This window comes from Serinicoccus sp. CUA-874 (assembly GCF_001942225.1).
Classification (GTDB): Bacteria; Actinomycetota; Actinomycetes; order Actinomycetales; family Dermatophilaceae; genus Ornithinicoccus; species Ornithinicoccus marinus.
Map to the genome: position 1 here is coordinate 293,280 of NZ_MKJZ01000034.1, position 9,454 is coordinate 302,733.

Genomic DNA, 9,454 nt, shown 5'->3' on the forward strand with positions numbered 1-9,454 from the left:
GGCGCCCTCACCCCGCCTGGCCCGCCAGTATGCCCGCACCCACCGACACGCTCGTGCCCGCCTGGCCCCCGGACGGCTGTCGGCGGCATCGGGCACACTGAGCGCGTGGACCTGCCCGTCATGCCCCCGGTCAAGCCGATGCTCGCCAAGCCGGCCGCGAGCCTGCCCCCCGGCTGGCTCTACGACCCGAAGTGGGACGGCTTCCGCTCCATCGTCTTCCGCGACGGCGACGAGGTCGAGCTGGGCTCGCGCAACGAGAAGCCGATGACCCGCTACTTCCCGGAGCTCGTCGAGGCGGCGCGTGCCGAGCTGCCGCCGCGCTGCGTCGTCGACGGCGAGATCGTCGTCTCCTCCCCGGACGGGTCGCGACTCGACTTCGACGCCCTCGGCCAACGTATCCACCCCGCGGACTCCCGGGTCCGGATGCTCAGCGAGGCGACCCCGGCGGCCTTCGTCGCCTTCGACCTGCTGGCCCTGGGCGATGACGACCTCACCGGTATGCCGTTCCGCGAGCGCCGCGCCCGGCTCGAGTCGGTCCTGCCCAGCACCTCCGCCGGCTCGATCCACCTCTCGCCGCTCACCGACGACCTGGAGCTGGCGATGCGGTGGTTCACCGACTTCGAGGGTGCGGGGCTCGACGGCATGATCGGCAAGGACCCCGAGGCGGTCTACGAGCCCAACAAGCGCATCCTCACCAAGCTCAAGCACACCCGCACCGCCGACTGCGTCGTGGCCGGCTACCGCACCCACAAGTCAGGCGACGACGTCATCGGCTCGCTGCTGCTGGGCCTGTTCACCGACGAGGGACGACTGGCCCACGTCGGGGTGTCCTCCTCCTTCACCATGGCGCGGCGGCGCGAGCTCTTCACCGAGCTCCAGCCGCTGGTGGCCGACTTCGAGGGCCACCCCTGGGACTGGGCGTCCCAGCTGCAGACCGACACCCCGCGCAAGAGCGAGGGATCGCGCTGGGCGGCCGGCAAGGACCTGTCGTTCACGCCGCTGCGACCCGAGCGGGTCGTCGAGGTGAAGTACGACTACCTCGAGGGTGGCCGCTTCCGGCACACCGCCCACTTCCAGCGCTGGCGGGAGGACCGCGAGCCGGCCAGCTGCACCTTCGAGCAGCTCGACCAGCCGGTGGACTACCCCCTCGCCGACGTGCTCGGGGCCCCGGTGACGGGTCGCTGAGGCAGGGGGCACGAGACAGGTGGCACGCATGACGAGCACGGCGGGGCGGGCGGCCGCGGTCGGGTCGGCCGTGGCCGGGGGAGCGGCGCTGGGGGGAGCCGTGTCGATGGGCACGGCGACCTACTTCGCGCACCGGGTCATCACCCCGGACCACGAGAAGAAGGACGACGTCACCGTCGTGTCCGTGGACACCGAGGCTGGCACCGTGACCCTGCGCGCCGACCCGCAGACCACGTCCGTCGGGCGCTACGGCCTGTGGCTGGACCGGGGCGCCGGGCACGCCCGGCTCGGTGAGGTGGTCGAGCCGGCGCACACCGAGCCGGAGGAGCCGGCACGCGGTCATCGGCGGCAGACCGTCGTGACCCGGCAGCTGCTCGGCGTCGACGTCGGCGACCTCGTGCCCGGCCCGGCCCGGTGGAACAAGTACTTCTACTGCGGCGACCCTTCCGGTTCGCTCGGCCTGGAGCACGAGGACGTCGTGGTCACCTCGGACATCGGGGACCTGCCCGCGTGGCGGGTCCCTGGCGACCCGTCGGCCCCGGGACACGGCGAGGACTGGGCGATCCTCGTGCACGGCCGCAGCGCGCAGCGCGGCGAGACGTTGCGCGCCGTCCCGGTGCTGCACCGCCTGGGCTACACCTGCCTGATCCCGATGTACCGCAACGACATCGGGGCACCCCCGTCGTCGGACGCGCGCTACAGCCTCGGCCTGTCCGAGTGGCGCGACATCGACGCCGCGATGCGGTATGCCCTCGCGCACGGCGCCCGGCGGCTCGTCCTGCTCGGGTGGTCCATGGGCGGCGCGATCGTGCTGCAGGCGCTCAACCGCTCCGACGTCGCGCACCGGGTGCAGCGGGTCGTGCTCAACGGGCCGGTCATCGACTGGGGATCGGTGCTGGCACACCAGGCCGACCTGCACTTCATCCCCCGGCCCATCGAACAGCTGGCCCGCAGCCTGCTGCGCAGCAAGGCCTCCCGTCACCTGCTGCGGGTCGCAGAGCCGGTCGACGTCGCGGCGACCAACTGGGTGGACCGGGCCGACGAGGTCAGCCACCGCATGTTCATCATCCACTCGATGACCGACGAGACGGTGCCCTACGGCCCCTCGCAGGACCTCGCCCGGCGCCGCCCGGGCCTGGTGCAGACCTTCGTCTGGCCCCAGGCGCGGCACTGCCAGGAGTGGAACACCAACCCCTCGCTCTGGGAGGACCTCGTCGCCTCCTTCGTGCGCTGAGCCGGAGAGGGCACCACATGGGAGCACTGCAGCTGGCCCGCGGGCCGCTCACCGAGGACGAGCTGGACGCGTGGTACGCCCTGCCCGAGGACCACCCGGCCGACACGGCCTGGGTGCGGGGCAGCTTCATCGCGACGCTGGACGGCCGGGCCACCGGCCCGGACGGCCGCAGCGGTGGGCTCAACGAGGGCTCGGAGGGTGATCACGCCGCCTTCGAGGCGGGGCGCCGCTGGGCAGAGGCGGTCGTGGTCGGTGCCGGCACCGCGCGGGCGGAGGGCTATCCGCCGCTCGAGGGGTGTCTGCTGGTCGTGGTGACGCGGTCCGGCGACGTGCCGGCGTCGCTGCGCGACCACCCGGACGTCCTGGTGGTCGGCGGCGACGGCGAGGACGTCGGCCCCGAGCGTGTCCTGGCGGCGATCCGTGACCGCGGGCTCCACCGGGTCGTGGTCGAGGGTGGCCCGGCCCTCTTCGGCCCGTGGGTCGCGGCCGGAGCGGTCGACGAGCTGTGCGTCACGGTCCGGCCGGTGCTCGCCGGTGGCGAGGCTCCCTCGCTGGTGCCCGCGGACGTGCAGCTCCCGCAGCTGGTCGGCGAGGCCACCCACCTCATCGAGTGGGACGGCGACCTGCTCCTGCGGACCCGGCTGCGCTGACGGACCCCGGCCGGTCTGCCAGACTGCGGCGATGGGCACGAAGGCGAAGAAGAAGAAGCAGAAGAAGAAGGACGAGGCCAAGGCCGCGCAGCTCAAGGCCACGTCGGGCAAGGCCGCGAAGGGCGTCAAGGGCAAGAAGGCCGCCAAGGGCAAGAAGGGCGCGAAGGCCTCGACCGAGCGCAGCTCCGCGCAGCAGGCGACGGCGACGTCATACACCGACGCCCTGCGCGCCGGCGACGGCTTCGTGCTCGCCGACCTCGACCCGCGCTCGACCCCGGCCTTCGGCGGGGACAAGCAGGCGGGCAAGGAGGCGCTGGCCGCCGCCGACGACGAGCTCGACACGCTGCAGGAACAGCTGTATGCCGAGTCCAAGGCGGGCGGCCGCAAGCGGGTCCTGCTCGTGGTGCAGGGGATGGACACCGCGGGCAAGGGCGGCATCATGCGGCACGTCGTCGGCGCCGTGGACCCGCAAGGCGTCGAGCTCACCGCTTTCAAGGCGCCCACCGCGGAGGAGAAGAAGCACCCCTTCCTGTGGCGCATCCGCAAGGCGCTGCCCGGCCCCGGGATGATCGGGGTCTTCGACCGCTCCCACTACGAGGACGTGCTCATCGTCCGGGTGCACGACCTGGTGCCGCCGAGCCAGTGGAAGCGGCGCTACGCCACGATCAACCGCTTCGAGCAGGGCCTGGTCGACGACGACGTCACCGTCATCAAGGTCATGCTGCACATCAGCGCCGACGAGCAGAAGGAGCGGCTCGCCGAGCGGCTGGAGCGCCCGGACAAGCACTGGAAGTTCAACCCCGGCGACCTGGACGAGCGCGCCTACTGGGACGACTACCAGGAGGCCTACCAGGCGCTGCTCGAGCGCTGCAGCACGGACGCGGCGCCGTGGTTCGTCGTGCCCGCCGACCGCAAGTGGTATGCCCGGCTCGCCGTCCAGCAGCTGCTCCTGGAGCACCTGCGCGGGCTCGACCTCGCCTGGCCGGAGGCAGACTTCGACGTCGCGGAGCAGACCGAGCGGCTCGCCGACCTCTGAGACCTGGCGTTCTGGACATCGGTTTCTGGGGGACCGGGCCCCAGAAAGCCACGTCCAGAGCTCAGCCGTCGGCGAGCTCGGGCCGCGGCGTGGCCTGGAGCACGACGACCGCGCGCGCCGGCATCTGCCGCGTGCCGCCGGTCTCCCACGGCACGTCGTCGAGGTCGTCGCCGCTGGTGTCGACGACGACCTGCCAGGTCGGGGTGTTCATCCCGTCCGGCACGGTGAAGTCGACCGGCTCGTGGTGGCCGTTGAAGAGGAGGAGGAAGTGGTCGTCGGTGACCGGCCGGCCCCGCTCGTCCCGCTCGCTGATGGCCTCGCCGTTGAGGAAGACCATGACCGCCTGCTCGCGGCTGTGCCAGCGCTCCTCGGTCATGATCTCGCCGCCGGGGGAGTACCACTGGATGTCGCCGAGCTCGCTCTGCCCGCCGTGCTCCGCATCGCCGGCGTAGAACCGCCGACGTCCGAAGGCGGGGTGCTCGCGGCGCAGCGCGATGAGCCGTGAGGTGAAGTCGAGCAGCTCAGCCTGACGCGGGTCGAGGTCCCAGTCCATCCAGGCGATCTCGTTGTCCTGCGCGTAGACGTTGTTGTTGCCGTGCTGGGTGCGGCCCATCTCGTCACCGTGCGCCAGCATCGGCACGCCCTGGCTCAGCATGAGGGTGGCGAGGAAGTTCTTCTGCTGCCGCAGCCGCAGCGCGCAGACCTCCGGGTCGTCGGTCGGGCCCTCCACCCCGCTGTTCCAGGAGCGGTTGTGGTCCTCGCCGTCGGCGCCGCCCTCGCCGTTGGCCTCGTTGTGCTTCTCGTTGTAGGACACGAGGTCGGCGAGCGTGAACCCGTCGTGCGCGACGACGAAGTTGATCGAGGCATACGGGCGGCGGCCGCTCTGCTCGTAGAGGTCGCTGGAGCCGGTGATGCGCGAGGCGAACTCGCCCATTGTGGCCGGGGCGCCCCGCCAGTAGTCGCGCACGGTGTCGCGGTACTTGCCGTTCCACTCGGTCCACAGCGGCGGGAAGTTGCCCACCTGGTAGCCGCCGTCACCGAGGTCCCACGGCTCGGCGATGAGCTTGACCTGGGAGATGATCGGGTCCTGCTGGACGATGTCGAAGAAGGCGGAGAGCTTGTCGACCTCGTGGAACTGCCGGGCGAGCGTCGCCGCGAGGTCGAAGCGGAAGCCGTCCACGTGCATCTCGGTGACCCAGTAGCGCAGGCTGTCCATGATGAGCTGCAGCACGTGCGGGGAGCGCATGAGCAGGCTGTTGCCGGTGCCCGTCGTGTCGTAGTAGTGCGCCTTGTCGTAGTCGACGAGCCGGTAGTAGCTGGCGTTGTCGATACCGCGGAAGGACAGCGTCGGGCCGAGGTGGTTGCCCTCGGCGGTGTGGTTGTAGACGACGTCGAGGATGACCTCGATGCCGGCCTCGTGCAGCGTCTTGACCATCGACTTGAACTCGGTGACCTGCTGGCCGCGGTGGCCGTAGGCGGAGTAGCCGTTGTGCGGCGCGAGGAAGCCGATGGTGTTGTAGCCCCAGTAGTTGGACAGCCCCTTGTCCTGCAGGTGCGGGTCGTCGACGAACTGGTGCACCGGCAGCAGCTCCACGGCGGTGACCCCGAGGCTGGTCAGGTGCTCGACCACGGCCGGGTGCGCGACCCCGGCATACGTCCCGCGGATCTCCTGGGGCACCTCCGGGTGGTTCATCGTCAGACCCTTGACGTGCGCCTCGTAGATGACGCTGTCGTGGTAGGCGTGACGGGGCGGGCGGTCGTGGCCCCAGTCGAAGAACGGGTTGACCACGACCGAGGTCATCGTGTGCAGGGCGGAGTCGTCGGTGTTGTATGAGGTCGGGTCGCCGAAGTCGTAGGCGAACAGTCCCTGGTGGCCGCGGATCTGGCCGGCGATCGCCTTGGCGTAGGGGTCCAGCAGCAGCTTGTGCGGGTTGAAGCGGTGGCCCTCCGAGGGCTCGTAGGGACCGTGCACCCGGAAGCCGTAGCGCTGGCCCGGCTGGCAGTTGGGGATGTAGCCGTGCCACACGTGCGCGTCGACCTCGGTGAGGGGGACCGTGGTCTCGATCGCGCGGTCGTTGATGAGGCAGAGGTCGACAGCGGTCGCGTGCTCGGAGAAGAGCGCGAAGTTCGTGCCGGTGCCGTCGAAGGTCGCGCCGAGCGGGTAGGCCGATCCGGGCCAGAGTTCCATCAGGTGGTCGGGCCTTTCAGTGGGGTTCAGGGGAAGGCTGACCGCGGTGTCACCAACATCTCAGTGTATGCCGTGGGCGCCGAGGGCTTCGGCACCTCCCCGGCACGTCGCGCCGTAGGGACCGCGACCCACGGCTACCGTCGAAGACGTGACCACCGCACCCACCTTCCGGTGCCGGTTGCGCCGGGTGCTGGCACCGGTCCCTGGGGCGGTGCCGCTGGTCCGGCTGACGGCCGAGACCGCGGTGGTCGCCTTCCGCTACCGGGCGACCGGTCTCGCCGCCGAGGCGGCCTTCTTCACCCTGCTCTCGCTGCCGCCGCTGCTGGTCGCGCTCGTCGCCGGGGCGGGCTTCGCCTCGGAGTGGGCTCACGCTGCCGCTGCTGCTCATCGGACCGGGCTATCTCCTGCGCTGGCTGCCTGAGCGCGTGGACGTGCTCGTCGAGCTCTACTGGCCGCTGGTGGGGGTGCTCGGGATCATGAGCCTCACCGGCCTCTTCCACGTGTCCACCCCGGCCCGGTCGCCGTTCTGGCGCGACCTGCCCGGGGCGCTGCTGACCGTCGTGCTCTGGGTCGTGAGCTCGATCCTCATCCGCCGCTGGGCCGAGCTCGCGGCGGGCGGCTTCTCGGTCTTCGGCCCGCTGACCGCGCCGATCATCCTCATGGTCTACCTCTACTTCCTCTCCTTCGCGATCCTCGTCGGGGCCTCGCTCAACGCGGCCATCCGCCGGCTGTGGCCGCCGCCGGAGTACCGCGGACCGACGGCGCGGGTCAACGAGTGGTGGGAGGAGCGCCGTGCGGACCGCGAGCTGCGCCGCGCCGAGCGGGAGGCGCTGGCCGTCCGGAGCCGGGAGTCGGAGGAGGACGAGGAGCTGCGTCTGGCGGCGATGGACGGCATACCGGGGCCCCGCTGAGCCGCCGCAGGACGCGCCGTGCGGGTGATTTGGAAACGTCCGCCGCCGTCGGCTACTGTTTTCTCTCGCGCCGCTGGAAGCAGCGGGGCAGGCGGATGTAGCTCAGTTGGTAGAGCGCAACCTTGCCAAGGTTGAGGTCGCCGGTTCGAGCCCGGTCATCCGCTCTGAGGCACCACCACCAGATGCCTCACGGTGGAGTGGCCGAGAGGCGAGGCAGCGGCCTGCAAAGCCGTACACACGGGTTCGAATCCCGTCTCCACCTCGCACTCGCGATCTTCATCGCGCAGGGACGATTGGCGCAGCGGTAGCGCGCTTCCTTGACACGGAAGAGGTCACTGGTTCGATCCCAGTATCGTCCACCAGCGCAGCAGGCCCCTGACCAGCGAAAACGCTGGTCGGGGGCCTTCGTTATGTCGTCGCGTGCAGGTTACGTGCAGGACGGTCGTTCGTTGGCGGGACGCGATACGAGATGAGCACGACCATCGAGAAGGCTTCCCAGCCGAAGGAGCACACCAGCCGGGTCCAGGGGACAGGACGTGGCTCGCTTCGGAGCCGTCGGCCAATCTGGAGACCGCCGCGACCTGCGCAGGGCTCATCGAGGACAGTTGAGGCGGCCGTGTCGCTGCGGGGATGTGGTGACGTGGTCGGCTTCCGCGTCGACCTTGGACGCGGTCTAACCGCTGTCGCTGCAAGCGCGCCGGGGGTCACGACGCGCAAGACGCGAAGCCCCAGCGAGCGCCACGACCATTCGCGGCGGAATGTCGCACGCAAAGTAGCGCGGCCGACGCGGCCTCGTTCGGCTTCGGTGAGTTCACACAGGGGTGGCGCCCTTAACTGTGGCGCCGGTCGCAAAGCGTCGTAAGGTCGTGGGGTCGCGCAGATGTCGGATGACAGGGGTGTTGGGTGATGGGTCTTCGGGATTGGGTACGGAAGGCGAAAGGCAACGGCGCCGACATCCCTGGGAAGGCTCCACTCCCTCGGAGTGATCGCGGACAAGGCGAGGCTCTCACGGTCGAGGTGCGGCTGAGTCCTGACTGGAGTGCGAGTGAACCGGTGAAGATGGCGGGCACTACTACATCCACTGCCGACGAGTGCAGACATCTCTTCAGGTTCTTCGGGCTCCCTGAGGGCGGACACTTCGAAGCACCAGCGACGCTCGTCGCTATGGGTACGGAGGGCCGAGAACAGCCTGTGGTTGCGGTACACGTGGAGGGTGCCCGCGTCGGCTTTCTGCCCGGCTACCTGGCCGCACAGGTCAACCCGGAGAACCGGCCGCTCTTGGGTCTTGCGGCGGAGGCGCGGGTGCAGATGTGGGGGGCTGGTGTGGGTGACGGGCTACGGGTCATCGGGTGGGTGGCGCCTAGTCAAGGTCCAGTGGCGTGGCCGCACGACGACAACAACCCGGCCGCGGTGACGGTAGAGGATCAGCGTGCTGAGGCGCATGCGTCGAGGACAGGCATGGTTCGGGAGGCGCTTGAGGGAGACGACCCCCGCCGCGCAGAGCAGTTCGAGCGCGGTCTGGTCGGTGGAGTGCACTACCTGGAAACGATCGAGCCCATTAAGCAGCTGAAGCGGGACGGAAAGCTGGAAGAGGCTCTTGAACTCTGCTATGCCGCAGTCGAGGGTGCTGAGTCCGCCCGAGACGGCCGTGAACCTGCGCCTTGGTACACGGAGCAGGCAGCCATCATCCATCGCAAGCGAGGCGAGCGGGCCGAGGAAGTTGCGGTACTGCGCCGCTGGTTGAAGGCGTGCCCGCCAGAGCGTCGCGCCGGGTCGAAGCTCCAGGGTCGACTCGACAAGCTTGAGGGCTGAGTGCACGGCTGCCACGGCACTGCAGGCTCGTAGCTCTCCTGACGTCCGTTTGGTCCAAGTGGCTTCCGAGCGTTTCGGGGCGTAGTTTTCGTGACTGGTCACACAAATGAGAGGTGCAAGGATGGCAAAACGGGGGTTCTTCGCGGAACTGAACTACCAGGCTCAGCAGGCAGAGAAGAGGCAGAGGCAGCAGCAGGTTGCGACGGTGCGGGCACATAACGCGGCCGTGCGGGAGGCCGATCGTTCGGCGAAGGCGGCCGAGCGTGCCCGGCTTGCAGCTCAGCGGGCCAACGACGCTGACCGGAAGGCTGCGGGAAAGGAGGCCACGCGTCTTCACGTTGGGTTGCTCCAGCGTTCGTGTCCGGTTTCGGGCTGAGGATCAAGCAACATCTGTACGGTCTTCGTGACACCTGTAGGAGGGTGCGCGATGAGCACGAG

The 9,454-nt window shown here is 69.9% G+C and carries 8 protein-coding genes and 3 tRNA genes; 10 read left to right on the forward strand and 1 reads right to left on the reverse strand.

Annotation, left to right across the window (positions count from 1 at the left end; translation table 11 throughout):
* Window positions 1-105 precede the first annotated feature (105 nt).
* The 4 genes from BJF80_RS12205 to BJF80_RS12220 are packed head-to-tail and all read left to right on the forward strand — an operon-like array spanning window position 106 to window position 4,105.
* Entirely contained in the window at window positions 106-1,185 is a 1,080-nt protein-coding gene (locus tag BJF80_RS12205) for an ATP-dependent DNA ligase (RefSeq protein WP_075813952.1), read from the forward strand.
* Between the two features lie 28 nt (window positions 1,186-1,213).
* On the forward strand, window positions 1,214-2,419 hold the full coding sequence (locus BJF80_RS12210; protein WP_075813954.1) for an alpha/beta hydrolase: 1,206 nt from the start codon (window positions 1,214-1,216) through the stop codon (window positions 2,417-2,419).
* A gap of 17 nt (window positions 2,420-2,436) precedes the next feature.
* Window positions 2,437-3,069 (forward strand): dihydrofolate reductase family protein, encoded by a 633-nt coding sequence (locus tag BJF80_RS12215; protein WP_075813956.1) that lies wholly within the window; start codon window positions 2,437-2,439, stop codon window positions 3,067-3,069.
* A gap of 31 nt (window positions 3,070-3,100) precedes the next feature.
* Window positions 3,101-4,105, forward strand: coding sequence for a polyphosphate kinase 2 family protein (locus BJF80_RS12220; RefSeq protein ID WP_075813958.1), 1,005 nt, complete (start codon window positions 3,101-3,103; stop codon window positions 4,103-4,105).
* A 61-nt stretch (window positions 4,106-4,166) separates the two neighbouring features.
* Here the strand turns inward: BJF80_RS12220 and glgX are convergent, their stop codons facing one another.
* The gene (gene glgX, locus BJF80_RS12225) at window positions 4,167-6,293 is read right to left on the reverse strand and encodes a glycogen debranching protein GlgX (RefSeq protein ID WP_075813960.1); all 2,127 of its coding nucleotides are present in this window, start codon (window positions 6,291-6,293) and stop codon (window positions 4,167-4,169) included.
* Between the two features lie 148 nt (window positions 6,294-6,441).
* Between glgX and BJF80_RS12230 the strand changes: the two genes are divergently transcribed.
* From BJF80_RS12230 to BJF80_RS18495, 6 genes are all read left to right on the forward strand, one after another.
* Window positions 6,442-6,714 (forward strand): hypothetical protein, encoded by a 273-nt coding sequence (locus tag BJF80_RS12230; protein WP_075813962.1) that lies wholly within the window; start codon window positions 6,442-6,444, stop codon window positions 6,712-6,714.
* A gap of 4 nt (window positions 6,715-6,718) precedes the next feature.
* A complete protein-coding gene (locus BJF80_RS12235; RefSeq protein ID WP_075813964.1) occupies window positions 6,719-7,204 on the forward strand; it encodes a YihY/virulence factor BrkB family protein in 486 nt (161 codons plus the stop codon).
* A 91-nt stretch (window positions 7,205-7,295) separates the two neighbouring features.
* A tRNA-Gly gene (locus BJF80_RS12240) sits at window positions 7,296-7,368 on the forward strand.
* 27 nt (window positions 7,369-7,395) lie between these two features.
* Window positions 7,396-7,466, forward strand: a tRNA-Cys gene (locus tag BJF80_RS12245).
* Window positions 7,467-7,491: 25 nt separating this feature from the next.
* Window positions 7,492-7,566: transfer RNA gene (locus tag BJF80_RS12250), tRNA-Val, on the forward strand.
* 691 nt (window positions 7,567-8,257) lie between these two features.
* Window positions 8,258-9,016 (forward strand): hypothetical protein, encoded by a 759-nt coding sequence (locus BJF80_RS18495; RefSeq protein WP_143554103.1) that lies wholly within the window; start codon window positions 8,258-8,260, stop codon window positions 9,014-9,016.
* The last annotated feature ends 438 nt before the right edge of the window (window positions 9,017-9,454 follow it).

Excerpts from the sequence above, each read along its gene's own strand:
- BJF80_RS12210 (WP_075813954.1), top strand. The coding sequence starts at position 1,214 with ATGACGAGCACGGCGGGGCGGGCGGCCGCGGTCGGGTCGGCCGTGGCC.
- BJF80_RS12215 (WP_075813956.1), top strand. The coding sequence starts at position 2,437 with ATGGGAGCACTGCAGCTGGCCCGCGGGCCGCTCACCGAGGACGAGCTG.
- BJF80_RS12220 (WP_075813958.1), top strand. The coding sequence starts at position 3,101 with ATGGGCACGAAGGCGAAGAAGAAGAAGCAGAAGAAGAAGGACGAGGCC.
- glgX (WP_075813960.1), bottom strand. The coding sequence starts at position 6,293 with ATGGAACTCTGGCCCGGATCGGCCTACCCGCTCGGCGCGACCTTCGAC.